Genomic DNA, 24,728 nt, shown 5'->3' with positions numbered 1-24,728 from the left:
CCGCCGACCGACGGGTCGCGCGGGGAACGGGAGGCAGGTCGACATGCTGCGCAGGCTCGGCATCCGCACCAAGGTGCTGGCGGTGCTCGCGCTGCCCGTGCTGGTGCTGCTGGGGACCAGCGGGTACATCGCGGTGCAGTCCGTGTCCCAGGCACGCACCGCCGCCGCGGTCAGCCGCGTGGTGCAGGTGCTGCCGGAGTACGCCGACGCGATCCAGGCGTTGCAGCAGGAGCGCACGCTGTCCATGCAGACCGTGAGCGGCGACGACCTGTCCGGCAGCCTGCCCGCCGCCCGCACCAACACCGACGCCACCCTGGCGACGTTGGCCGATACCCTGGCCGAGCTGGACGTGTCCGGTCTGGACCCACGCGTCGGTGAGGCCATCGAGGCGGCGACCCTGGCGCGCGGTCGCCTCACCAGCATGCGCGAGCAGGTGGACGCGGACACGGTGTCCTCCGCGGCGGTCATCGAGTCGAACGTCACCGACATCATCGCGGCCCACAACACCGTCCCGGCCCTGGTGGCGGAGACACTGTCCGACCGCTCACTGGCCTCCCGGCTGAGCGCCTACGGTCAGGTCGCCGGCACCATCGAGCGGGTGCTGCGAACCCAGCCCGCGGTGCTGGAGGTGCTGGACGACCAGGGCACCGACCCGGATGAGATCCGGGAGATGTCCGCCCTGTTCGCCGTGGCGGACGAGGCCCGTGCCACCGCCCGCACCACCACCAACAACCTGCGGCTGAACGACATCCAATTGGCCTCGCGCAGCGCCGACCTCACGGCGATGCAGATCGCGCTCAGCAACGGCAACCAGCTGAACATTCAGTCGATGGACCCGGTCCGTTGGAACACGCTGGTCAACACCGAGCTGAACATCCTGCGGGCGACCTCCGATGACCTGCTGGCCTCCGCGGATGCTCGTGCCGGGGCGTTGGCCTCGGCGGCCCAGCGGGAGTCGGCGTTCACCATCGGTCTGACCGTGGCTGCCACGGCGCTGTCCATCGTGATCGCGTTCGTGGTGTCCCGGGGGATCGTCGTCCCGCTGCGCCGGTTGACCTCGGCCGCTGGTGAGGTCCGTGCGGAGCTGCCCCGTCTGGTCGAGCAGGTGGCGGAGCCCGGGCGTGCGCCGGACCTGTCCCTGGCCGAGATCCCGGTGACGTCCCAGGACGAGGTCGGTCGGCTGGCCGAGGCCTTCAACTCGGTGAACGCCACCACCATCCAGGTGGCCCGCGACCAGGCCGCGCTGCGTGGCTCCATCGCGGAGATGTTCGTCAATGTGGCCCGCCGCGACCAGGTGCTGCTCGGTCGCCAGCTGGCGTTCATCGACTCCCTGGAACGCTCCGAGGAGGACCCGGCCACCCTGGCCAACCTGTTCCGCCTAGACCACCTCGCCACCCGGATGCGCCGCAACGCCGAGTCCCTGCTGGTGTTGGCCGGGATCGACTCCGGGCGACGACTGCGCGAGGCCATGCCGCTGTCCGATGTGGTGCGCACCGCGTCCTCGGAGATCGAGCAGTACGACCGGGTGCAGCTGGACCTGGGCGTCGACCCGCTGATGCACGGCTTCAACGCCCTGGCCGCCGCCCATCTGATGGCCGAGCTGCTGGAGAACGCCACCCTGTTCTCCGAGCCCGGCACCCCGGTGGCGGTCCGGACCGGCGAGGTCGCCGCCGAGCGCAGCGGGGACCGTCAGGTGCTGGTCACGATCACCGACCAGGGCCTGGGCATGAGCGACGAGGAGCTCGACGAGGCGAATGCCACCATCGGCTCCGCCGCGGCCACCGACGCGATCGGTGCCCAGCGGTTAGGGCTGTTCGTGGTGGCGCGGTTGGCCGCCCGGCTCGGGGCCACCGTCACGCTGTCGCGGGTGACCGATGGCGGATCGGGCACGGTGGCCACGGTGGCCCTTCCCGGCGCGCTGTTCACCACCGAGCCGGCCACCACAGGTCTGGTCACCACCACCGGGTCGCTGCCGCTGGTCGACCAGCCGCCTGCGGCCGCGGTGCCCGTCGACCTGGCGGCGCTGACCGACGGTGCCACTGACACGGGGTTGCCCCGTCGTCGCCGGGAGGCCGGCCCGCCGGTGTCCTCCGAACCCGAGGTGGTGCTGCCGGTCCCCGCCGCGGCCACGCTGGCCCCCGAGGTCGCCGCCGCGTCCATGGGATGGGCACCGGAGGTTGCGGCCGAGGGTGGTGTATTGCCGAGCCGAGAGCCGGGGCTGCCGACCCGGGACATCTCACTCCCGAGCCGGACCAGCGGGTTGCCGACGCAGAGCCCCGATCAGGCGACCGCACTCCCCGACGCCCACCGCGCGGCGGCACCGGTGCCGAGCGCTCCGCGCGCCGGGCTGTTCGCCGGATTCCGGGGGCGTGCGGTCACCACCGGTCCCACCGCGGCGGAGTCGCCGGCCGGGTCGGCCATTGAGTCGGTCGATGCCGGGCAGGTGCCGGTCGACGGGTTCGTCGTCCCGGGTCTGATGCCGGAGGAGGACGAGCCACTGGAGGCAGAGGGGGGTAACACCGCGTTCCGTCCGCTGCCGTTCAGCGTCCCGGAGCCCTTCGACCCGCCGCTGACCAGCGCATCCGACCCGGTGGTCCCGGTTTCGACGCCGGAGGGCCCCGGCACCGCTGACACCGGCGCGGCCCCGGAACCGGTCGCGGACATCGCGGTGCATGCGGGGGACAGCACTCTGCGCGCCGAGGACGAGCCCGCCGCAGCGCCGTCGCGGCCGGTCGAGCGGGTGTCGGTGCCGGACTTCGCCACTGTGGTGCGCGGTGACAGCTCGGATGACCCGGCTGCGCCCCGTCGGGACCGGGCACGCCGCGGTCGAGCGTCGTGGTTCTCCGCTCGTCGTCGACGGGGGACGGAGCCCCGCGCGGTCACCGGCGCGCACGCCCTGGTCACCCCGCCAGCCGGTGCCGTTGCTCCCGCCCCGGTGCGCCGCTCCGTGGCCACTGCGGTGGAGGCGTCGACGGTTGAACCCGCGTCGACGGTTCCCTCCGAGCCGACACCGACACTGACGCCGTTCGCGGCCGGCCGTGCCGCTGGCCCGTCGACGGGCTGGTCGCCACAGGAGACCGAGCCGACACCCGAGCAGGGTGCCCCGGCACGGTCGGGCTGGTCCCCCGCGCGGTCCACTGAGCCGGAGCCGTCCCAGGCAGTCGGGGGGCAGCCCCGCAGCGACCAGGCCGACGGGGCCATCCCCTCGGCCTGGTCACCGAGCGCGGCCGTCGCAGCACTCGCCCCGCCCGCCACCGACCTCGGCTGGTCACAGCCCGGCACCGACCCGGTCCCTGCCGGTGCCGACTGGGTCGCCGCCGAGCAGGCCTGGGCACCAGAGCCGGCAGAACCCACACCAGCCGCACAGCCCGCGACGAGTGCCACCGCTGCCGAGGGGGCGAGCATCACCGGTTGGGCACCGCAGCAGGTCGAGTCCCCGACCGGAGTGGCCGCCGTCGACCAGCAGGGCGCCGCCATGCTCGCGATGCGAGCCGACATCCAGGAGCAGGCGTTGAGCGAGCTGAGCCAGCTGTCCGCGTACCGGCCCACCTCGGTCGACCGGCCCACCGGCTCGCTGACCCGACGCGTGCCGCATGCGGTGCCCGAGGCTCCGGCCTTCGCTCCGGCAGCCTCCACCACGCCCCGGGACGCGGATGCGGTGCGCGACCGGCTCGCCAGCTTCCAGTCCGGCACCCGTCGAGGACGTCGAGCCCAGGGCGATGGCCCCGCCGACGCGGACACCGGCCCCGCACCCGTTCACCCCACCCCGATCCCGTGACCGCCGCTCGCCCGGCGCCCGCTACCGCAGCCCCGGCTGCCATCCACCAGGAGGATGCGTGACCACGCTCAGCACCGAGGCAGCCAACTTCGGCTGGCTGCTGGACAACTTCGTCCGGACCGTGCCCGGCACCCGGCACACCCTGGTGGTCTCCGCCGACGGTCTGCTGATGGCGATGTCCGAGCAGTTGGACCGGACCAGCGGCGACCAGCTCGCGGCCATCGTCTCCGGTATGTCCAGCCTGACCCGGGGCGCCGCCCGTCAGCTGCGCGCCGGTGACGTGCGCCAGGCCATCGTGGAGATGGACCACCTGTTCCTGTTCCTGATGAGCGTGTCCAACGGGTCGGTGCTGGCAGTCGTCGCCGATGCCACCTGCGACGTCGGCTTGATCGGCTACGAGATGGCGATGCTGGTGTCCCGCACGGAGGCGACGCTCACCCCGCAGCTGATCACCGAGATGCGCTCGTCGCTGCCCATCGACGGTGCCACCCGACTGGTGTGAGGCCGTGATGAGCGAGAACGAGTTCGAGACCCGCACGGTCCGGCCCTATGCCGTGACCGGTGGCCGGGTGCGGTCGGACCGGTCGGACTACCCGGTGGAGGCGCTCGTGGAGCTGCTGCCCGACGGGGTGGCCGGTCAGGGCCTCACCCCGGAGAAGCGCGCGATCCTCCAGCACGCCTCCCACGGCTACATCTCGATCGCCGAGCTGTCCGCGCTGCTGCACCTGCCCCTCGGGGTGGTCCGTGTCGTGGTGTCCGATCTAGTCGAGGCGGGGTACGTGCGGGTACACGGCTCCACCCCGGCCGAGGTCCGCACCGGCCAATCGCCCGCCCTGTCCCTGCGCGTGCTGGAGAGTGTTCTCAATGGCATTTCCGCCCTCTGACCCCGGCCTCGGCACCGTGGATGTGACGGTGCCCGCTGCCCGCACCGCCGGACCCGGCGAGCAGCCCGGTGCCGCGCCCACGGTGGTCAAGATCGTCGTCGCCGGTGGCTTTGCCGTTGGCAAGACCACCTTCATCGGGTCGATCTCCGACATCGAGCCGCTGAACACTGAGGCGGCGATGACCGAGCACTCGGTGGGCGTGGATGACGCCGGTGGGGTCTCCGACCGGAAGACCTCCACCACGGTGGCGATGGACTTCGGTCGGATCGCCCTGCCCGGATCGCTCTGGCTGTACCTGTTCGGCACCCCCGGCCAGGACCGGTTCCTGTTCATGTGGGACGACCTGGTGCGTGGGGCCATCGGTGCGGTCGTCCTGGTCGACACCGACCGGCTGGACCAGTGCTTCCCCGCGGTGGACTACTTCGAGTCGCGGGGCATCCCGTTCGTGGTGGGGGTCAACTGCTTCGACGGGGTGGCCAAGCACCGCCTGGAGGACGTCCGCGAGGCGCTGGCCATTCCGGAGCATGTGCCGGTGCTCTACACCGACGCCCGGTCCCGGACCGCCACCAAGCAGAGTCTGATCCAGCTGGTGCAGGTGGCGATGCAGCGGTTGCGGGCGGCCTGAGGCCGGACGGTCCCGATACGCTGCGGGACGTGCGGATCTACGCCGATGGTTCGGCGCTCATCCGCTACCTGGCAGGCGTTCCGCAGTCCGACGAGTGGAACCGGTGGGCAGCGGAGCGGGAGGCGGACCTCCTTGTCACGTCGTTGTCCCTGAGCGAGCTGCGTGCTGCGGCCGCCGGGCAGCCGACGGATGTCCGCCTGCGCGCACTCGACGTCGCGGACCGGTTGACCGAGGTCCGCTACTTCGACCAAGCGCTGCGGGTGGCGTCGATGGTGACCGGGGTGCTGTCGTCCTTCGGGGCGTTGCACCTCGGGGTGGCGGCCGCGCATCCAGAGGTCGACACCCTCGCCACCTACGACGCCCGACTCGCGCAGGTGGCTCAGATGTATCACCTGCGGGTGGTCAGTCCGGGGCTCGCTGATCAGTGGTTCGCCGCGTGACCTCGCGCGGCGATGACGGTCGACCTACCGTCACCCCATGGCCCTCACCCTCGACCTGACGGGTCGCACCGCCCTCGTCACCGGCTCCACTCAGGGAATCGGTCGCGCCATCGCCGCCACCCTGGCCCAGGCGGGCGCACGGGTCGCCGTCAACGGCCGTCGTCCGCAGGTGGTGCAGCAGGTTGTTGCGGAGCTGGAGGGCGACCTGATCGCCGCCCCCGGTGATGTCACGACCGAGGATGGTGCCGCCGCCGTGCTCGACGCGGTCGGCCATGTCGACATCCTGGTCAACAACCTCGGCATCTTCGGGGCGACCCCTGCGCTGGAGATCACCGACGACGACTGGCGACGGTACTTCGAGGTGAATGTCCTGTCCGCAGTGCGACTGATCCGCGCCACCCTGCCCGGCATGACCGCCGCGGGCTGGGGCCGGGTGCTGACCATCGCCAGCGACTCGGCGGTGGTGATCCCAGCGGAGATGATTCATTACGGCACCAGCAAGACCGCCCTGCTCGCCGTCACCCGTGGCTTCGCCAAGGAGGCCGCGGGCACCGGGGTCACGGTCAACTCGGTGATCGCCGGTCCCACGCACACCGGCGGCGTCGAGGACTTCGTGTACGAGCTGGTCGACCGGGAGCTGCCCTGGGAGCAGGCGCAGCGGGAGTTCATGCGCGTGCATCGTCCACAGTCGTTGTTGCAGCGGCTGATCGAGCCGGAGGAGATCGCGCAGATGGTCGCGTACCTCGCCTCCCCATTGGCCTCCGCGACCACCGGCGGCGCGCTGCGCGTGGACGGCGGCTACGTCGATTCGATCCTGCCCTGACCGGCCGCTGGTAGTCTCACCGCGCACCACAGGAGGGCTGGCTGAGCGGCCGAAAGCGACGGTCTTGAAAACCGTTGGGGCGGGACAACCCCGTCCTCGTGGGTTCGAATCCCACGCCCTCCGCATCGAGTACCTGTCACCGTGGGGCCATGCAGATTCAGGCTGTCCGTGGTGACATCACGCGTGAGGCCGTCGACGCCATCGTCAATGCGGCGAACTCCTCCCTGCTCGGCGGCGGCGGAGTGGACGGGGCGATTCATGCGGCCGCCGGGCCGGAGTTATTGGCCGAGTGCCGTGAGCTCAGGCGCACCCGCCTGCCGGATGGGCTGCCCGTCGGGGAGGCAGTGACGACCGGGGCCGGAAACCTGCCGTGCCGGTGGGTGATCCATACGGTGGGCCCGAATGCGCATCGGGGGCAGACTGACCCGGCGCTGCTGCGCGCCTGTTTCGCCCACAGCCTGGACGAGGCGGCGCGGGTGGGGGCACGGACGGTGGCGATGCCCGCGGTATCGGCAGGGGTGTACGGCTGGGCGGCGCAGGACGTGGCACGGGTCGCCGTGGAGGCGGTTCGCAGCTGGTTCGGCGAGGTCGACCTCGTGCGATTCGTGCTGTTCTCCCCTGCGGTGCTGGCGACATTCGAAGGCGAGCTGAACGGAACGCCCGGACACGCCCCACCATGATCCAGCTCACACCCGGAACCGGATGAAGCGGATGGCCGTTATCAACATCGGCACATAGGCTGCCACAGCCTCGACCCCCTGAGTGAGAAGAAGGACGTTCATGGCAGAGCTGCTCTACCGGCTGGGCCGGTTCTCCGCCCGCCGGGCCTGGATCGTGATCGTGGGCTGGGTGCTGGCCCTGGCGGTCGCAGCCGGCTCCTACCTGACCTGGGGTGGCACGCTCAGCTCCACGGTGGACATCCCGGACACTCCGACCTCCGCGGTCACCGATCGGCTGGCCGAGGACTTCGAGACCGCCAGCGGTGGCACCGGGACCATGGTGTTCTCCACCGAGGACGACGCCGCCTTCACCGCCGAGCAGCAGCAGGCCATCACCGATGTGCTGGCGCAGATCGCCGACATCGACGGGGTCGCGGGCACGGTGGACCCCTTCGCCACCGAGGCGCAGCGTGCCGAGCAGGCCACCCAGCTGGAGCAGGGGCAGGCCCAGGTCGAGGCCGGACGCGCCCAGGTCGAGCAGGGGCAGGCGCAGATCGACGCCGGCCAGGCACAGATCGACGCCGGTCAGCAGCAGCTCGACCAGGCGAGGGCTGCCGCCGAGGCCGCGGGTGCAGATGCCGCCACGTTGGCCCCGTTCGACGCCCAGCAGGCGCAGATCGACGCGCAGCAGGCGGAGCTGAACACCCAGCAGGAGACCCTGAACGCTTCCGCCGGTGAGCTCGACGCCAATGCGCCGCTGCTGGAGGACGGTCAGGCGCTGTTGACGATGGCCGCCGAGTACCGCACCGTCGCCGAGGACGGCTCCGCCGCAGTGGCCACGGTCTCCTTCGACAAGCCCCTGATGGAGGTCGACCCGGCCACCAAGGAGGCCGTCGAGGACACCGCCTCGGGTGCGGACATCCCCGGTGTGACCGTCGACTTCTCCTCCGATTTGGCCGCGGGGGTGCCGAGCATCGGTGGGGTGGCCGAGATCGTCGGTGTGGTGGTCGCCGCCATCGTGCTGTTCGTCATGTTGGGCACCCTGGTCGCCGCCGGGCTGCCGCTGGTCACTGCGCTGATCGGTGTGGGGGTCAGTGCGCTGGGCGCTCTGGCGCTGTCCGGCAGCATCGAGATGATGTCCGTGACCCCGATCCTGGGCGTGATGCTCGGGTTGGCGGTCGGCATCGACTACTCGTTGTTCATCCTCAACCGGCACCGCCGTCAGCTTCGTGAGGGTGCACAGGTGCACGAGTCGATCGGCCTGGCCAACGGCACCTCCGGCAACGCCGTGGTCTTTGCCGGGGCGACCGTGCTGATCGCGCTGCTGGCGCTCAACATCACCGGCATCCCGTTCCTGGGCCTGATGGGCTCGGTGGCGGCAGCCTCGGTGGCCATCGCGGTGCTGGTGGCGATCACCCTGACCCCGGCACTGCTGGGTCTGGCCGGCAAGCGGGTGCTGCCCAAGAAGCAGCGCGATGCGGAGCCGGTGCCGGTGAAGTCCGGCCTCAAGCCGATGTCCACCGGGTCCGCCGTGCTGCGTGTGGTCGCCGGAATCGCGGCGCTCGCTGTGATCGCCCTGCCCGCGCTGGGCATGCGCTTGGGTCTGCCGGATGGTGCCCAGGAGGAGCCGAGCACCACTCAGTACCGGGCGTACTCGATCACGGCGGAGAAGTTCGGTGCCGGGATCAACGGTCCGTTGCTGGTCGTCGCCGATGTCGAGGCACCGCAGGATGAGGCGGCAGCCACCCATCTGCAGGCCACCATCGGGCAGCAGATCATGAACCAGGACGACGTGACCGCGGTGGTGCCGATCGGTGTCTCCGAGTCCGGCACGATGCTCGCGTTCCAGGTGATCCCGGTCGACGGTGGGACGTCCGAGTCCACCGAGGACCTGGTGCACACCCTGCGCGACTTCACCCCGGACGGTGCGACCGATTCCCTTGGGGTCGCCGGCATGGCCTCAGGCAGCATCGATATCTCGGAGAAGCTGGCCGACGTGCTGCCGCTGTACCTGGCGGTGGTGATCGGGCTGTCGCTGATCATTCTGATCATCGTGTTCCGGTCGATCATCGTGCCGCTGATCGCCACGCTGGGCTTCGTGCTGTCGGTGTTCGCGGCCTTCGGTGGGGTGACCGCGATCTACCAGTGGGGCTGGCTGGGCAGCATGTTCGGTGTGCATGAGACCGGCCCGGTGCTGAGCTTCTTGCCGACAATCCTGATCGGCGTGCTCTTCGGGCTGGCGATGGACTACCAGCTGTTCCTGACCTCCGGCATGCGCGAGGCCTACGCCCACGGTTCCCCGGCGCGGCTGGCAGTCACCGAGGGTGTCCGTGCCGGGCGCGCGGTCGTCACCGCAGCGGCGATCATCATGATCAGCGTCTTCGGCGGCTTCGTGTTCTCGCACACCGCGATGATCCGGCCGATGGGCTTCGGCCTGGCCTTCGGTGTGCTGGTCGACGCCTTCGTCATCCGGATGCTGGTGATGCCCGCGCTGATGCACCTGTTCGGGGAGAAGGCCTGGTGGCTGCCGAGGTGGCTGGACCGGATTCTGCCGAATGTCGACGTGGAGGGCGCGAACCTGGAGCGGGCGCACCACACCGCTCCGGCCAACTCCGCCCACGTCGGTGCACATGCGGCCGGGCCGGTGGACGCGGCACCGTCCGGCACCCACCCGCACGGTCCCTCGCACAAGGCCTAGGCCCGACGACAACGGAGGCCGGTCACCCACCAGGGTGGCCGGCCTCCGTGCTGTCCAGGACGATCAGTGCGCCGCCCAGTGCCGTGCGATCTCGGTGACCTGCTCGGTGGTCAGCGCCGGTGCCAGCTCCGCCAGACCCGGACCCTCACGCAGGCCGTCGGTCACTAGCCGCAGGTACCGCCGGTAGGCCTCGGGCTCGACCTCCACACTGTGCGCGGCCAGCTCGCTGACCATCCACAGGATCAGTGTCAGATCGTCGTGGGTGACCCCCTGCCGTAGGTCGCCCTCGGCCCGGGCGCGGTCCATCAGGCCGCAGACGATCTCCGCGAAGCCCTCGACATGCGGGGTCAGCCCCTCCAGATCGCCATCGGGGCCCAGGGCGACATCGCGCAGACCGAGGTTGGCGGCGAGCAGGGCGGCACCGCGCTCCAGCACCAGCATGAGTCCGTCCCAGGCGCGAGCCGCTCGCTGGGCCTCGGCGGCGACCTCAGTGATCTCCCGCAGCGGTTCGGCCAGGGCCAGCTCGACCAGCTGCTGCTTGTCCGGGAACCGCCGGTACGCGGTGCCGACGCCCAGCCCGGCGTGGTGGGCGATCTCATTGAGTCCGACGCTCAGCCCCCGAGTGGCGTACAGCTCCCGGGCGGCGGTGATGATGCGGTCCCGATTCCTGGCGGCATCGGCGCGCAACGGGCGGGCGTCGGGAGTCGGGTCGGATGACACGCTCGGAGCCTACAAGCTGATAGATCTCATCCGGTTGTGATCGGGAGGCAGAATGGCGGGATGCCGGACGTTCCGATCCCCTCAGTGCTGCACTCTCGCGGCGGAATCTCGACGATAGTCGGTGCCGTGCTCGCCGTAGTCGCCGCCTGGTTGCTGTTCATCGGAGCGCGGGACGCCTCGCTGGTCGAGTGGGAGTGCGCGGTGGCCACCTGCGGCACCAATGATCCGCGAGGGGTCGCGCCCATGATCGGGGTCTTGGCGTTGGCGCTGGCCGGGACGCTCCTCGGTCGGACACTGCGCACGGCCTCAGCCCCGTTGATGGTCGTGGCCGGTGCGGCCGGGGCGCTGCTCGGCTGGCGCTCCGCACTCGACCAGGGGCTGGTCCACGTGGAGTCGATCCGGTGGTGGCTGATCGCCGCCGGCCTAGTGCTGTCCGTCGCGCTGGTATTGACGGTGCTGACTTCGGTCCGGGAACTGCGCCGGTCGTCGGCGTACTGGGTGCTGCTCGGACTGCGCTCGGCCTGGGGACGGGTCACCGACTACCAGAACGGCGATGGCGGGCGCTGCACGGGCACGGTGCACTTCGCCGATGAGGCGGGCAACCGACACCAGGTGCGGATGGAGGTGCCCCGGGACGCCTTCGCGCGCCCACCCCGGGTCTACTACGACCCGGTGGCCCCCACCGACCTCGGCCGTCTGCGGATCGGCCTGCCCGGTCGGCCGCTGACCGCCAAGGCCCGCGCGGAGCAGCTGGCCGCGGTCAAGCAGATGTTGCCGCTCCCCGGGGACATCGCCCAGGAGCACGCGACGATGCAGGTCGCCGCTGATGGCACCCGCACCACCACCAGCACCGGTGCGGACGGCACCCGCACCACCGTCGTCACTCCGGACGGCGTGCGGACCACCACGATCGTCGGGCCTGACGGCACCCGCACGGTGCGGAGCACCAGCAGCGCCAGCTCTGGTGCCGCCACCGAGACCGCCACCGATGTCACCACCGCGCTGGAGCGGCTGTCCGCGCTGCACGCCAGCGGTGCGCTCACCGAGGACGAGTTCCAGGCGGCGAAGGCTGCGGTGCTCCGACAGTGATCCCCAGGCCGGAGGTTCTTGAGCTGCTCGCGCAGCGCCGTCGGGAGGCCGAGAGTCGCCTGGCCGGAACCTCCGCCGAGCGCGCCGCCGTGGTCCTGGCCGCCCGGGAGTCCGCCACCGATGACGAGCACGACCCGGAGGGCGCCACCATCGCCTACGAGCGCGGGATGCTCGACGTGCTGAGCGCACGCCAACGGCAGACTCTCGCCGACGTCGACACCGCCGAGCGTCGCCTCGCTGCGGGCGAGTACCAGGTGTGCGAGCGGTGCGGCGGCCCGATCGCCGACGACCGGTTGCGCGCGCTGCCCACCGTCCGTACCTGTCGGGACTGCGCGGGCCGGACCTGAACCGGCAGCCCTCCTGGGCGCGGGTGACGGCGCGTTGCCGGTGACGCGGCTGCTTCCCCGGAGCTGAGCCCCGCCGCCCGCCCAGTCACCGGGCGGGCGTCGTCGCGCAGGCGCACACTGGCCCTCGGTGCCGTCGCCGTCTGGGAGGTCAGCCATGCCCCGCATCACGCCGTTTCTCTGGTACCACGAGCGGGCCGAAGAAGCCGCCGCCTTCTACGTCTCGCTGTTCCCCAATTCCCGGATACTGCACACCGTCCACGCCACCGAACCGATCCCCGGCGCCCACCCCGGCAGCGTGCTGACCGTCGAGTTCGAGCTGAACGGCCAGCGCATCGTCGCGATGAACGGCGGACCCACCTTCACCCTGGACGAGGCGTTCTCGCTGTCAGTCGAGGTCGATACCCAAGAGGAGGTCGACCGGCTCTGGGAGGCGCTGATCGCCGACGGTGGCACCCCGAGCCAGTGCGGCTGGCTGCGTGACCGGTGGGGCCTGTCCTGGCAGATCACCCCGGCCATCCTCAACCAGCTGATGGCCGACCCCGAGCGCGCAGCCCGAGCCGCCGCCTCGATGATGACCATGGGCAAGATCGACATCGCCACCCTGATCGCTGCGGTCGACGGAGGCTGACGCCTACCCTGATCCGGTGAGCACCACCTCCCGCCGAGGCCGCGTCCCGATGCAGGTCCGCTGGTCCGACGTCGACCTCTTCGCGCATGTGAACAACGCGGCCTACCTCCGGTTCCTGGACGACGCGCGCTTCGCCCTGTTCCCGAGCATGGGCGTCGACCCTGCCGGACGCCCCACCGATTCCATGCTGGTCGTGGTCAAACATGAGATCGATTACCTGGCCCCGTTGGCGTTCCGCCCGGAACCGGTCGTCGTCGAGGTGTGGGTGCCGAGAATCGGTCGCTCGTCGGTTGATTTCGCCTACGAGATCGTCGACCTGGACACCGAACCGACGACACCTGATCGCACCGTGTACCTGCGCGCGCGGTCCCGGATGGTCCAGCTGGATCGGCGCACACTCGCCCCGCGCGCATTCACCGATTCTGAGCGCGCGGTGTTCGAGCGATTCCCCGGCGAGGGGCCTGAGCTGCACGGTTGGTGACCGGACGCACGGCTCACCCATGCCGATCTCACAGCCAAGCGCGATTTCCCCACGCTTTGCTCGACGGAGCACCCTAGGAACTGCGATTTCCTACTCACGGCAAGCGTAAGCGCTCGTTCGTGCCGGTTAACGTGCGCGACGTCTCCTGTCTGAGCACCAAAGTCGGTGACCAGAGCGCAAGGGGCGGCGGCGGGCGCGGTGTGCATCCGTCGGAAAATGGATGACGGAGGGCTCACCCCAATGAAGATTCGTACCGTGCGTGCCGGCGGCGCGCTCATCGCGGCGCTGCTGGTCGCCCCGATCGGAGCCGGTGTCGCCGCCGCGGAGGTGGCCCCCGAGCCGGCCACCGCCACCGCGGAGACCGCCGAGGTCGCGACCGAGGCTCCGGCCGAGGAGTCGACCACCCCGGCCGACGAGGCCACCACCCCGGCGGATGACGCCACCACCCCGGTCGACGAGACCACTCCGGCCGAGGAGGAGACCCCCGCCGAGGAGCCGACCACCCCGGTCGACGAGGTCGCGACCCCGGCGGAGACGACCCCGGCAGAGGGCAGCGAGGTCACCGAGGCGGCCGCTCCGGTCGACGTGGAGATCAATGGCTTGCTGGTGGAGGGCTACATCGAGCCCGCCGAGCAGTTCTGGCACACGTCGGGTGAGTACAGCGCGCTGCTGACCATCTCCGACGTGATCGGTGTCGGCGTCGTCGATGGCACGATCACGCAGTTCCCCGGGATGACCGCGGATGTCACTTTCGTCTACACCGTGAACGGGGGGACCGAGATCCCCTTCACCCCCGCTGCTGACGGCACCTTCCTGATCGAGGGGCTGGCCGAGGGCGAGAACACCATCGGTGTGCGTGCCTCCTACCAGAACACCGTGGGCTCGACGCTGGTGGCCTCGGCCGTCCAGTCGGTCACGTCCACCGTGCTGACCCGTGCGGAGACGGTCGACCTGGTCTGGACCGACACCGCCGCCTCCGGCGCGTACGAGGACACGCGCTACCAGGGTGAGTCGATCACGATCATCAACTCCGGCTTCGACGCCAATGAGCAGGTGACCGTCTACCTGTTCGCCGCCGACGGCAGCATCGCGGACACGCTGACCGCTACTGCTGACGCGAGCGGTGGCCTGACCTACACGTACGCGGTTCCCGCGGGGATGAACCCGGCGGACTACCTGCTGTACTTCGAGGGTGCCACCAGCGGCACGGTGTCCTCGTTCCTGCTGCACGTGCTGGCCGGTACCGTGGTCGACCCCGGTAACGCCGGCACGGTCACCGCGGCCCCTGCGGCTCCGACTCAGGGCACCGGCACGCTCACCGAGCTCGCCACCACCGGTTCGGAGTCCTCGCACGGTCTGCTGATCGGCAGCCTGGCCACCGTCGCAGGCCTCGGCCTGGCGGTGGGTGCCCGTTCGCTGCGGTCCCGGTTGACCGCCCGCGACTGAGGCGCATCGCGTCTGACCTGACGGTGGCCCGGATGCTTCGGCATCCGGGCCACCGTGCTATCAGCGGCCTAGTCCGAGCGTCGCCGCGATTGTCGCCACCACACCGTGCTGTGTGTTCGCCGGGACGACGTAGCGCGCCAACGTCCGCACATCCGGGTGGGCGTTGTCCATCGCGCAGGACCACCGGGCAGCCGCGAGCATGCCCAGGTCGTTGCGGTAGTCGCCGAAGGCCATCGTGTGCTCCGGTCCGATCCCCAGATCCTCCTGCACCGCACGCAGTGCCACGCCCTTGTCCGCGTCCGGGCTCATCAGATCCAGCCAGTGCTGCCCGGAGACCAGCACCCGCACGGGTCCTTCCACATCGGCGAACACCCCGGCGGTCCGCTCCTCCACCAACCCGGCATCGTGCACCGCGACCTTGAGCAGCACGTCGTCGATCCGGGTGAGGTCCGGAACCTCGGTCACCAGGGCGTAGTGCTTGCGGACCTGAGCCGCGAACTCCCCGTCGAAGTGTTCGACATAGGCCGAACGTGCGCCCGAAACCACCACCCCGACCGGCAGGCCTGCTGCGGCGAGTTCGCGGGTGTGCTGGACGGCGCGCGGCACGATGCCCTCCGGCAGTGCCGTGGTGGACAGCACTTGCTCGCCACGGCCGACGTAGGCACCGTTCTCACCGATGCAGACCAGATCCTTCCCGCGCTCGCCGAACTGTTCCCGGATGTTCGCGTACTGCCGTCCGCTGGCCGGGACAAAGGCGATCCCTCGCCGGTCCAGCTCGTCCAGCAGCGGCCACAGCTCCGTCGGGATCCGGCCATCACCGTCCAGCAAGGAGCCATCCATGTCGGTGGCGATCAACCGAATCTGATCGGTGTCGGGCAAGGCGGGTGGGGACATCACCGGGGTGGGCATACCCCATTGTCCCGTGCGGAGGTCAGCCCCGGGCGATCAGCTCACGCACCAGCTCCGGCACCGCCGATTCGATGGGTTCGCGCACCACCCGGGATGCGAGGTGATCGTAGGGCGTCGGTTCGGCATTGACGATCACCACCTCCGCCCCGGCATCCGCGGCGACCTCGGTCAGACTTGCCACCGGCTGCACGGTCAGGGTGCTACCGATCACCAGGAACACATCCGCGTCCTGTGCGGCTGCGACCGCCCGCCCCAGGGCCTGCTCCGGCAACCACTCACCGAAGTAGACGACGTCCGGCTTGAGCACCCCTCCGCACTCCAGGCAGCCCGGGTCACGGTCGCGCTCCAGTCGGGCCAGGACGGCCGTGGTGGCCTGCCGCGCCCCGCAGCGCAGGCAGCTGGTGGTGCGCATCCCGCCGTGCAGCTCGACGACGAGTTCAGGGCTGTGCCCGGCTGCGTGGTGCAGTCCGTCGAAGTTCTGGGTCAGCACCGCCTCCAGCAGCTGCGCACGCTCCAGCTCCACCAGAGCGCGGTGCGCGTCCGACGGTGCGGACGCCCAGGCGGGGTGGTCCTGCCACATCGCCCAGCCGGCCATCCGGATCGCCATGTCGTTGACGTGACGATCGATCTCCAGCAGGTCGGCCTGCTCCGGATGCTGAGTCCAGGTGCCCTGCGGGCCGCGGAAGTCCGGGATTCCCGAGGCCGTCGACAGCCCCGCCCCGGTCAGTACGGTCAGGTGGGATCCGGGTCGACGTTGGTGCATGGCGGCAGAGCCTAATCCGCCCGAACCACGGTGCTGACCCTGGGAGCCCGAACTACCCCTCGAGGGTCATCAGACCACCTTGACGGTGCAGGTTTCTTACTCACGGTGTTCCTGGCGCTACTCAACAGTTGCCATGTGTCCCGAGCAGCCTCAGTGGGGGGCCGAAGATGGCCACTCATCGAGATATCTCCGCGGCCTGCGGGGAAACCATCGACACCCTCACCCGCACGACGGGCGGGCATCGGCGGGGCAGGTCGTGCGTGATGTCCCGGGGCACCCGGGTGGAGTCGGGCCACCCGTGCCGCCTCCGCGGTTCGGAGCGTCGGCTGCGCTCGGGTGCGGAAAGTCCGGTGGGCATCCGGCCCGCACCCCTGCACCACCCGATCCGCGGGACGAGCGCCCCTGTGCCCGGCCCTCGCGGACACCTGCCTTGAGGAGCAGTTCGTGAGGAAGATGTACGCGGCGATCGCCGGTGCGGTCGTGGTTGCCCTGGTGGCGACCATCGCCGTCCTGGGCATCAGCCGGGAGTCCGGCTACGCCATTGAGGACGCCGGTTACACCTACGCGGCGGACGGCTCGGTTGTCCCGGTGTCCGAAGGTGCGCGCTACGACGTCCAGAAGTCCCGGCCGGTGCTGGTGCAGGACAAGAAGGTCACCGAGCTGGACGCCGCCAAAGTCATCCGCGTCGAGGACGGCTCCGTCCGCCTGCTGAACTCCGCGGTCGCCATCACGTCCCCGCAGACCGTCTTCGACCTGGTCTCCAAGTCGCTGCTCGCCCGCGACGGGCTCGAGCGCTACACCGTCAGCAGCCCGGTTCTCGCTGAGCAGCAGCCGGTGCCCGCCGGATCGCTCGTCAAGACCGCCGACGGCCGCTACCTGGTGATGGACACCGCGGTGATGGAGCACGGTGAGGGCGAATCCACTGAGCAGATCGGCACCATCGGCTCCGAGGTCCTGGTTGCCCTCGACTCCTCCGGGACGGTCACGTTCTACGACGGAGAGACCTCCACCCAGCAGATCCGCGACCGGCTGCGCCTGGTGCTGGACACCTCCGGCTACATCTTTGACCTCTCCCGCGAGATCCTGATCGACCCGACCACCGGTGCTGAGCTGGCGCTGGGTGAGGTCCTGGTGGAGTTCGATGACGAGCCCACCGCCGGATCGGTCGACCGCAACCCCAGCGCGGAGCCCACCGAGGAGGCCACCGCCGAGCCGACGGCCGCGCCGAGCGACGACCCGACGTCGGACGTCTCCGCCGCTGACGACTCCGGTGCGGGTGCGAGCCCGGCCGGCGCTGCGGGTGCGGACGGCGCTGGGGGCGGTGACGGGCAGAACGCCCCGGCCGGCACGGACCCGAGCGATGGGTCCGACACGGAGCTGCCCGAGTTGCCCGAGCTGGTCGACGGCCGCGCGCAGGTCCCGAGCGTCCTGCTGACCGCCATCGCACCGGTGAACACCATCGACGCGGCACTGACCGTCGTGGACCCCTCGCTGGCACTGCGCACCTTGCAGATCCAGGTGACGGATCTGTCCGGCGCGGTGGTCGCCTCCGGTGACATCGACATCGCCTCCGGTGAGCACCCGTGGAGCAGCGCCGCGCTGACCCCAGGACAGCAGTACGTCGTGCAGGCCTCCGGGACCTACGCCGACTCCACCGGAACCGCCCAGCAGGCCGTGTTCGGCACGGTGCCGCTGACCGTCGGTGCGTTGCAGCTGACCTCCACCACCACGCAGATCGGTTCCACCGACGCGACGCTGGACCTGCGTGCCGTCGCCAACGGGGACACCCTCACTGAGCTGGTGCTCCGGTACCGGGCGAACGCGGAGGGTTCCCCGACCCTCGGCACCGTGACGGTCGACCCCGCCGCCCTGCGCGGCGGCGGCACTGCCACCGTCACCATCCCGGGCCTGAACCCGCAGTCCTCCTACGTGATCGAGGTCGAGACCGCCCGCGCCGGTGGTGTGGACCTGGTCGCCGACTGGAGCACCGTGGTCTCCACCCGGGCCACCGCGCTCACCGCTGACGGCGTGCAGGCGGTGTACTCCGCGAGCACCCAGGAGTTCACCCTCTCCCTGGTCGGGCTCAGCGACCCGGACAGCACCCTGACCCAGGTCCGCTACCTGGCCTTCTCCGCCAGTGACTACGCGGCCAACGGGCTGAACGCCACCATCAAGGCCTCTCTGGTGGTCGGTCCGGAGCGCGCCGCCCAGGACGTGGTGCTGCCGCTGCCGACCTCGATGGGTGAAGGCGAGTACCTGTTCGTCGCGCTGATCACCTCGCACGACGGCATCGACGACCAGCAGATCCTGGTCGGGCCCTCCGACTCCATCGCCGTGGCCGCCAAGCACATCCCGGCCGCACTGTTCAGCCTGGACTCCGCCGGTGCCGACACCCTCGGCATCCGGTACGTGATCAACGACCAGGACAGCACGATCATCCTGGACGGGTCCACGCACCCGGTCGCCAAGCTGTACAAGGTCGACGCCACCGGCGCGATCGTCGGCTCCCCGGTGGGGCAGGTCGATCTGCTGACCGCCGCCGAGCTGGAGCGCGGCACCTGGACCTTCGGTGGGCTGGAGCGCCTGACCGGCTACCGCGTCGTCCTGACCGCGACCTACGACATCGGTGAGGGCCAGCAGGTCGACCAGGTGATCGGCACCTCCGAGGTGTTCACCACCACGGATGTGGACCCGGTGCAGGTCACCTTTGCCCTGCCCGCGGACAGCAGCCTGATCACCACCACCACCGCGCAGGTCGACTTCCAGTTCTCCGAGGCAGGCACCAACCTGGCCACCGCCCGCCTCCAGGTGACCCGGGTATCCACCGGCGAGGTCGTGCAGACCCTTGACATCGATGACCTGATCAACGGGGCGATCACCCCGGACTGGTCCGCGATCGACCTGGCCAACCTGCTGCCGAACAACCGGTACCAGCTCACCGTGGTGCAGGGCTCCGACTCCGGTGGCAACGCCATCCCGGTGAACGGCAGCATGGACCTGATCACCCGCAAGCGCGCCCCCGAGGCGACGCAGGTCGCGATGTCCGCGGATGTCGCCGCCGCGACCATCACCGCTCGGATGCAGAACGGTGCCGCCGCGGTCACCGACCCGGACGCGGCCGTCACCTCGATCGTGTACCAACTGATCGACGCCGACGACCCGACCCAGACCCCGATCTCCGAGCGCACGGTCACGGCCAGCGGTTCCCAGGTCACCTTCGACCTGTTGGGCATCGAGGGTGCGGGGCGCGGTAAGACCTACCTGGTCCGCGCCGTGATGAACTGGTCGGACAACTACGCCTCGGACAGCCTGACCCTGGACTCCACCACGGTGGATGTGCCGAAGTCCGGCCCGACCGCTGACCTGACCTACCTGTCCCGTGACGGCGACAACCTCACCGTCCGCGTCACCGTGGTCGACGCGGACACCACCGTCACCTCGGCCCCGGTTCTGGATGTCAACGGCACCACCGTCGACCTGGTCGTCGGCACGCAGACCGTCACCGTCCCGGCCGGCCCGGGTGCGCTCACCGTGCAGGTGATCGCGGACTACCAGGTGCTCGCCAGCGACCAGCCCACAGTCGGAGAGGTGCTGCAGCGCAGCTCCGTGCTGCCGATCAACGGTTCCACCTCCGAGCCCAGCGCCACAGTGAGCTGGTCCGGTGGCCGGATCGTGCAGGTGGCACCCTCCGCCGGTGCCGACCTGTCCGACATCACGCTGGACACCGCCACCACGGTCACCGCCGACGGCGCAACCACCCCGGACTGGTCGGGCATCGGCCAGGGCACCGGCTCCTACGCTGCGCAGAACTTCACGCTGCCGCAGGGGTCGATGGTCACCGGGGCCGACTACCAGGTCGACGCCACGATCACTGCCCGGTACCGCCAGAACCACCTCGGCTACGACGCCCTGACCGGTTCCACCGTGTACCTGGCCACCGCGGACGGCAGCTCGCTGGTCGGTTCCAGCAGCGGCCGTTTGCAGATCGGTGCCTCGGGCACCGCCTACCAGGTGCAGTCCGCCTCGCTGGCTGCTAATGGCGATGTCGACGGCCTCGAGCTGGTCAACGCGGTCACCGGCGGATACGTCGGCTACAGCAGCTACCTCAACGACACCGCGACCAGCGCCAGCCAGCTCCGCCTGGTCAAGCTCGGCAACGGCACCCATGTGCTGTCGGTCAACGGCCGCTACGTCGCGCTGAGCACCTCCGGCAGCCAGCTGGTGACCACCACCGACCTGGCCACCCCGCTGTTCGTCTACGACACCGCGCAGGTCACGGGTCAGAACGTCCAGCCGCTGTCGATCCCGGCGCTCCAGGCCCCGACTGTGGTGGCCTCGAACCTGCAGGTCCGTGACACCAGCGTGGTGCTGGACGTCACCGGGTCCGACCCCGACGCGACCATGCTGCGCGACGCACAGAACCAGGCCCAGCTCTGGGTCTCGATCTACCGCAGCGACGACGGTACTCTGGTCAAGCAGGTGCAGGTCCCCGCCCTGTCGGCGACCGGTGTCACGCTGAGCGGTCTGGTCGGCGGCGTCGACTACGACCTGCGCGTGCACGGCACCTACAACCTGGGTGACGGTGCCGGTGACGTGGAGCACGTGTGGTTCACCGACACCATCACCACCGCCAAGTCGCTGCCGTCGCTGGTGACCGGTCCGACGCTGACCTGGATCCAGGGCTGTGGCGCCAACGGGCGCTCGACCACCGTCGTCGCCACCTGGGACGACCCGAGCCAGGTGCTCACCGGCATCCGCTACGACTGGTACGTCAAGACCGCGGCCTTTGACGGCGTGGACCTGACCAACACCGCACAGCTCGAGGCTGCCATCGCAGCCAACGGCCAGGCACCGGTCTACAGCTTCGACGCCGGACTGAACGGCAACACGGCAATGCCGATGTTCAACGGCTCGAACCAGAACTACTACGCCGGGGTCACCTATGTGATCGCCGCCTCGATGGTCACCGAGCTGCCGGACTCCCCGGAGTACCTGGTCTCCGGCAAGCAGCTGGCCATCACCGGGCCCAGCGCGCCCACCGGCACGCTGAGCATCGATTCGGTCTCACAGAACTCGGCGACCGCGACCTTCACCATCGCGGACCCGACCTCCTACCTGACCTGCGCCTCGCCGATGAACTTCAGCTACACCCTGAAGAAGACCGACACCGACGAGGTCGTGGACACCGGCAGCTTCACCGTCGCCCGGACCGCCTCCGGCCCGCCGGCACTGACCTTCACCGAGCTGGCCCCGGGCACCGGGTACACCCTGGTGATCGGTAGCGCCGCGCATGACCTGCGGGAGAACGGTGTTCGGTCCTGGTCGATTAGCAAGGCCTTCGCCACCGCCGACCAGTTCGTGACTACCAACGCGGTCACCTTCTCGATCAGCGGCAGCACCGGCACCGCCCGGGCCACCAACGTCCAGAAGGGTTCCGCCGACGCGATCACCGCAGCCCGGTTCGAGCTCTACCGGATCGACAACTACGGTGCCAGCAACCAGGAGGAGACCCTGGTGAACACCGTTCCTGCCACGGTTCCGGCCGATGGCGGCACGGTGCAGGCCGACCTGGACATGTCCTCCCTGCCCGAGGGCATCTACTACGTCCGCCTGGTGCTGACGTACACCTCCTCCGGCAGCGAGTACACCTACACCCGCGATTCGATCGGTCGCGACTACATGCCGAGCGCCTCGCCGGTGTCGGCCCGGGCCGCCGGTTCCCTGCTCTGGTTGAGCGGGGACGACATGGCGGATGGTGCCGTCGACGTGGTGGTCACCGACCGGGCGGGCAATGTCCTGACCGACACCTCCACCAACGCCGATCAGGGCACCGCCGTGGTGGCACTGCCCTCCGACGCCAGCGACGTGACCGTCCAGGTCACCGACTCCGAGGGCACGGTCTCCCGGGTCAGCGGCGTCACGGTGTCCTCCGGATTCGCGCTGGGCAGCGGTCTGCTGTCCGGTGCTGGCACGATGGGAGCCTCCCTGTGAAGGTTCGTGTGATCGCCGCGGTGTTGACCGTGGCCTGTGTGGGAGCCGGTGGCCTGGTCTACTGGGGTTCCGGGCAGGAGATCCGACTCGACCCGGTGGTGCTACCCGGTGACGGCGTCAGCCAGAGCACCGATGAGCTGCCGGTCCAGGTGGCCGAGGGGGACCTGCTGTACCGCAGCTGGGACGGGTCGGCGCATGTCGAGCTGGCCTCGTCCGATGACACCCAGCTCAGCGCGGCCGCGCTGGTCCGCTTTGCCGACGGTGACCTGCTGCTCACCCAGGACGGCGTCGCCGTCGACGAGGCAGGTGCGGGCACCGACATCGCCGCTCGGCAGGTGCTCGAGGCGCAGTCCGACCAGTCCTACGTCGCCGAGTCCGCTGAGGTCGGGCACTACGACGTGTTGCGTCTGGCCCAGCGCCGCTACTTCTGGGCACCGGAGGCCACCGTCCTGGTGGATGGGGTCGAGGTCGGCAGCACGTCGCAGACCCAGATCGCCATCGACAGGACCGGTGCCGCCACCCTCACCGGTGCCGACAACGTGCGTCAGCGCTACCTCGGTCACGTCCAGCTGGTCGCCGACGCGGGGCACATCCTCGATGTCAGCGCCGAGATGTTCCACGTCGAGGACCAGGCCATCGACCTGACCGCCTTCGGCGGTTCGGACAACGAGATGCTGGTGCTGGCGAACGGCGAGCCCACGCCCAGCGCGACAGCGGAGCCGACGGCCGAGCCCACCGAGGAGCCCACGCAGGAGCCGACCGCCGAGCCCACCAGCGGCACCGACGGCGACTCCGGCTCCGCCGACGCACCTGCGGGGTCCACCGCGGGTGCGGGTGGTGACGGTTCCGGTGGCACCGGTGGCACCGCCCCGACCGGCGGGAGCACCGGGGACGGCGGCAGTGGCATCGACGAGGAGACGCTGCGTCGGTACGAGGAGATGGCCGACCAGATCAACCAGATCAACGCTGAGCGCCAGCAGACCGCGACCCCGACCGCGACCCTCACGCAGGTGACCGCCGGTGCCTCGGATGTCAGCGCCACGCTGACCGTCGCCGACCCGTCCGCGGCGTTGGTGGGTCCGGTCACCGTCGAGGTCGTCGACTCCTCCGGCACCGTGGTCGACTCGACCACCGCTCCGGCCGGGATCAGCGCGGTGCAGCTCGGCCCGCTCACCCCGGGCGCGACCTACACCCTGCGCGGCTCCTTCACCTACGACTTTGGCAACGGCACCGGCCAGCAGTCCGGCACCGTCGGCTCCGAGCTGACGTTCACCACCCTCCAGGTGCACGCGCTGTACACGATCAGCGACGTGAAGTCGGCCAGTGCCCGCGTCCGGGTGTCACTGGACACCACCGTGCCGACCATCGCCGCCGCCAAGCTGACCATCTACCGCACGGGGAGCTTCCTCGGCCTGAGCGACGGTGTCGTTCAGGAGGTCGCACTGTCCGCCGCGGACCTGGCTGCCGGTGGTAGCTCGGTCCTGATCAGCGGACTGGACCCGGAGACCAAGTACTACACCCAGGCGCAGATCCAGCTGACCCCCGGTGGTGAGTGGCTGACCATGGCCAACTCGCCGAACCTGGTCACCTCGGCGGTCACCTCGCTGTCGGCATCCGCGGCAGTCTCACCGGTCAACACCCTGGCGGTCGACTACGACTGGTCCTCGGAGGAATACCGGATGACCGATGTCGAGGTCCGCCTCAGCACGCCTGGCCTCTTCGGTCGGTCCGTGGCCGCCACCGTCGTCGCCGAGGGCGCCGGCACCATCGAGCTGCTGCCCGAGTCCGAGGGCACCTACACCGGGTCCGTGGTGGTCACCGCCGTCAACGAGGCGGGCGAGGAACGGCAGTTCAGTGAATCCCTGCCCGCGGTCACCTGGACCGACGGCTGGGCCCTGGAGCTGACCGACACCGAACTCGTCCTCACCGGCCCCGCCGGAGCCGCGGACCAGGAGGGCGTGACCGTCCGATTCGAGCAGGCGGCTCTGGCCGCGAACTCGGCGTGGACCACGGTCGGCGAGCTACAGCCCGTCGCCGCCGATCAGCGCACCGAGGCCCGCTGGGTCTTCCCCGCGGAGGATCTGCCGTTCACCAGCGGGTCCACCTTCCAGGCCGTCGTGGTGCGCGACGGCTCCGACCTCCTCACCATCTCGCTGTCCACCGAGGACAGCGCCTCTGAAGGGACACAGTCATGAACGAGCTCGTCGTCGGCCTCTCGGTGCTGGGCGCCGCCCTCGCCGTCGGTCTCGCGGTGCTCGGCGCCTGCATCGGCCAGGGCATCGCGGTCTCCAAGGCCACCGAGGCCCTGGGCAAGAACCCGCATGTGAAGCCGGAGATCATCAACATCATGGTGATCGGTCTGGTCACGATGGTCGTGCTGATCATCTTCGCGCTGGCCATCGCCGCGGTGCTGATCTACTTCAACCCGTTCATCAACTGAGGCCCGG

Annotated in this window: 19 protein-coding genes and 1 tRNA gene; 17 read left to right on the top strand and 3 right to left on the bottom strand. The window is 70.2% G+C overall.

What is annotated here, in order from left to right; translation table 11 throughout:
* Window positions 1-43: 43 nt before the first annotated feature.
* The 9 genes from AB0N78_RS11005 (at window position 44) to AB0N78_RS10965 (ending at window position 9,907) form a co-directional block, all read left to right on the top strand.
* On the top strand, window positions 44-3,778 hold the full coding sequence (locus AB0N78_RS11005) for a nitrate- and nitrite sensing domain-containing protein (protein WP_363389733.1): 3,735 nt from the start codon (window positions 44-46) through the stop codon (window positions 3,776-3,778).
* A 58-nt stretch (window positions 3,779-3,836) separates the two neighbouring features.
* Window positions 3,837-4,280 carry a roadblock/LC7 domain-containing protein gene (locus tag AB0N78_RS11000; RefSeq protein WP_363389730.1) on the top strand — a complete coding sequence of 148 codons (444 nt, stop codon included), beginning with the start codon at window positions 3,837-3,839 and terminating at the stop codon, window positions 4,278-4,280.
* Window positions 4,281-4,287: 7 nt separating this feature from the next.
* Window positions 4,288-4,662, top strand: coding sequence for a DUF742 domain-containing protein (locus AB0N78_RS10995; RefSeq protein WP_363389727.1), 375 nt, complete (start codon window positions 4,288-4,290; stop codon window positions 4,660-4,662).
* Entirely contained in the window at window positions 4,643-5,287 is a 645-nt protein-coding gene (locus AB0N78_RS10990) for an ATP/GTP-binding protein (protein WP_363389724.1), read from the top strand. The genes AB0N78_RS10995 and AB0N78_RS10990 overlap by 20 nt, the downstream gene beginning before the upstream one ends.
* 29 nt (window positions 5,288-5,316) lie before the next feature.
* Entirely contained in the window at window positions 5,317-5,727 is a 411-nt protein-coding gene (locus AB0N78_RS10985; protein WP_363389721.1) for a PIN domain-containing protein, read from the top strand.
* 37 nt (window positions 5,728-5,764) lie between these two features.
* Window positions 5,765-6,550: an SDR family oxidoreductase gene (locus AB0N78_RS10980; RefSeq protein ID WP_363389718.1), complete on the top strand. Its 786-nt coding sequence runs from the start codon at window positions 5,765-5,767 to the stop codon at window positions 6,548-6,550.
* 31 nt (window positions 6,551-6,581) lie between these two features.
* Window positions 6,582-6,673 (top strand) — tRNA-Ser (locus AB0N78_RS10975).
* A 26-nt stretch (window positions 6,674-6,699) separates the two neighbouring features.
* The gene (locus tag AB0N78_RS10970) at window positions 6,700-7,230 is read left to right on the top strand and encodes an O-acetyl-ADP-ribose deacetylase (RefSeq protein ID WP_363389715.1); all 531 of its coding nucleotides are present in this window, start codon (window positions 6,700-6,702) and stop codon (window positions 7,228-7,230) included.
* A gap of 100 nt (window positions 7,231-7,330) precedes the next feature.
* The gene (locus tag AB0N78_RS10965) at window positions 7,331-9,907 is read left to right on the top strand and encodes an MMPL family transporter (RefSeq protein WP_363389713.1); all 2,577 of its coding nucleotides are present in this window, start codon (window positions 7,331-7,333) and stop codon (window positions 9,905-9,907) included.
* 63 nt (window positions 9,908-9,970) lie between these two features.
* Here the strand turns inward: AB0N78_RS10965 and AB0N78_RS10960 are convergent, their stop codons facing one another.
* A complete protein-coding gene (locus AB0N78_RS10960; protein WP_363389710.1) occupies window positions 9,971-10,627 on the bottom strand; it encodes a helix-turn-helix domain-containing protein in 657 nt (218 codons plus the stop codon).
* Between the two features lie 126 nt (window positions 10,628-10,753).
* Here AB0N78_RS10960 and AB0N78_RS10955 point away from each other — a divergent pair, with 126 nt between their 5' ends.
* From AB0N78_RS10955 to AB0N78_RS10935, 5 genes are all read left to right on the top strand, one after another.
* Window positions 10,754-11,716 (top strand): SHOCT domain-containing protein, encoded by a 963-nt coding sequence (locus AB0N78_RS10955; RefSeq protein ID WP_363389707.1) that lies wholly within the window; start codon window positions 10,754-10,756, stop codon window positions 11,714-11,716.
* Window positions 11,713-12,063, top strand: coding sequence for a TraR/DksA C4-type zinc finger protein (locus tag AB0N78_RS10950; protein ID WP_363389705.1), 351 nt, complete (start codon window positions 11,713-11,715; stop codon window positions 12,061-12,063). Before AB0N78_RS10955 ends, AB0N78_RS10950 begins: the two co-directional genes overlap by 4 nt.
* A 154-nt stretch (window positions 12,064-12,217) precedes the next feature.
* A complete protein-coding gene (locus AB0N78_RS10945; RefSeq protein WP_363389702.1) occupies window positions 12,218-12,691 on the top strand; it encodes a VOC family protein in 474 nt (157 codons plus the stop codon).
* Window positions 12,692-12,707: 16 nt separating this feature from the next.
* A complete protein-coding gene (locus tag AB0N78_RS10940) occupies window positions 12,708-13,172 on the top strand; it encodes a thioesterase family protein (protein ID WP_363389699.1) in 465 nt (154 codons plus the stop codon).
* Between the two features lie 240 nt (window positions 13,173-13,412).
* Complete coding sequence (locus tag AB0N78_RS10935) at window positions 13,413-14,618, top strand: hypothetical protein (RefSeq protein WP_363389697.1); 1,206 nt, start codon at window positions 13,413-13,415, stop codon at window positions 14,616-14,618.
* A gap of 60 nt (window positions 14,619-14,678) precedes the next feature.
* On the opposite strand, the gene AB0N78_RS10930 is transcribed toward AB0N78_RS10935, so the two are convergent.
* Window positions 14,679-15,527: an HAD family hydrolase gene (locus AB0N78_RS10930; protein ID WP_363389694.1), complete on the bottom strand. Its 849-nt coding sequence runs from the start codon at window positions 15,525-15,527 to the stop codon at window positions 14,679-14,681.
* 22 nt (window positions 15,528-15,549) lie between these two features.
* Window positions 15,550-16,290 (bottom strand): Sir2 family NAD-dependent protein deacetylase, encoded by a 741-nt coding sequence (locus AB0N78_RS10925; RefSeq protein WP_363389691.1) that lies wholly within the window; start codon window positions 16,288-16,290, stop codon window positions 15,550-15,552.
* Between the two features lie 444 nt (window positions 16,291-16,734).
* On the opposite strand from AB0N78_RS10925, the gene AB0N78_RS10920 reads away from it, so the two are divergent.
* Genes AB0N78_RS10920 through AB0N78_RS10910 form a run of 3 tightly spaced genes read left to right on the top strand, consistent with a single transcriptional unit; the run spans window position 16,735 to window position 24,721 of the window.
* The gene (locus AB0N78_RS10920) at window positions 16,735-22,281 is read left to right on the top strand and encodes a hypothetical protein (protein ID WP_363389688.1); all 5,547 of its coding nucleotides are present in this window, start codon (window positions 16,735-16,737) and stop codon (window positions 22,279-22,281) included.
* The gene (locus AB0N78_RS10915; protein ID WP_363389685.1) at window positions 22,278-24,476 is read left to right on the top strand and encodes a PT domain-containing protein; all 2,199 of its coding nucleotides are present in this window, start codon (window positions 22,278-22,280) and stop codon (window positions 24,474-24,476) included. Before AB0N78_RS10920 ends, AB0N78_RS10915 begins: the two co-directional genes overlap by 4 nt.
* Entirely contained in the window at window positions 24,473-24,721 is a 249-nt protein-coding gene (locus AB0N78_RS10910; protein WP_363389682.1) for an ATP F0F1 synthase subunit C, read from the top strand. Before AB0N78_RS10915 ends, AB0N78_RS10910 begins: the two co-directional genes overlap by 4 nt.
* Window positions 24,722-24,728: the final 7 nt, after the last annotated feature.

It is taken from the genome of Cellulomonas sp. NPDC089187 (assembly GCF_040685135.1).
Classification (GTDB): Bacteria; Actinomycetota; Actinomycetes; order Actinomycetales; family Cellulomonadaceae; genus Cellulomonas.
Note: the sequence above shows the minus strand (reverse complement) of the source record. Positions and strands in the feature narration are given on the sequence as shown.

What these genes read in the sequence shown, in the direction of transcription:
- AB0N78_RS11005 (WP_363389733.1), top strand. Translation starts at nt 44, where the DNA reads ATGCTGCGCAGGCTCGGCATCCGCACCAAGGTGCTGGCGGTGCTCGCG.
- AB0N78_RS10995 (WP_363389727.1), top strand. Translation starts at nt 4,288, where the DNA reads ATGAGCGAGAACGAGTTCGAGACCCGCACGGTCCGGCCCTATGCCGTG.
- AB0N78_RS10990 (WP_363389724.1), top strand. Translation starts at nt 4,643, where the DNA reads ATGGCATTTCCGCCCTCTGACCCCGGCCTCGGCACCGTGGATGTGACG.
- AB0N78_RS10980 (WP_363389718.1), top strand. Translation starts at nt 5,765, where the DNA reads ATGGCCCTCACCCTCGACCTGACGGGTCGCACCGCCCTCGTCACCGGC.
- AB0N78_RS10970 (WP_363389715.1), top strand. Translation starts at nt 6,700, where the DNA reads ATGCAGATTCAGGCTGTCCGTGGTGACATCACGCGTGAGGCCGTCGAC.
- AB0N78_RS10965 (WP_363389713.1), top strand. Translation starts at nt 7,331, where the DNA reads ATGGCAGAGCTGCTCTACCGGCTGGGCCGGTTCTCCGCCCGCCGGGCC.
- AB0N78_RS10945 (WP_363389702.1), top strand. Translation starts at nt 12,218, where the DNA reads ATGCCCCGCATCACGCCGTTTCTCTGGTACCACGAGCGGGCCGAAGAA.
- AB0N78_RS10935 (WP_363389697.1), top strand. Translation starts at nt 13,413, where the DNA reads ATGAAGATTCGTACCGTGCGTGCCGGCGGCGCGCTCATCGCGGCGCTG.
- AB0N78_RS10930 (WP_363389694.1), bottom strand. Translation starts at nt 15,527, where the DNA reads ATGCCCACCCCGGTGATGTCCCCACCCGCCTTGCCCGACACCGATCAG.
- AB0N78_RS10925 (WP_363389691.1), bottom strand. Translation starts at nt 16,290, where the DNA reads ATGCACCAACGTCGACCCGGATCCCACCTGACCGTACTGACCGGGGCG.
- AB0N78_RS10910 (WP_363389682.1), top strand. Translation starts at nt 24,473, where the DNA reads ATGAACGAGCTCGTCGTCGGCCTCTCGGTGCTGGGCGCCGCCCTCGCC.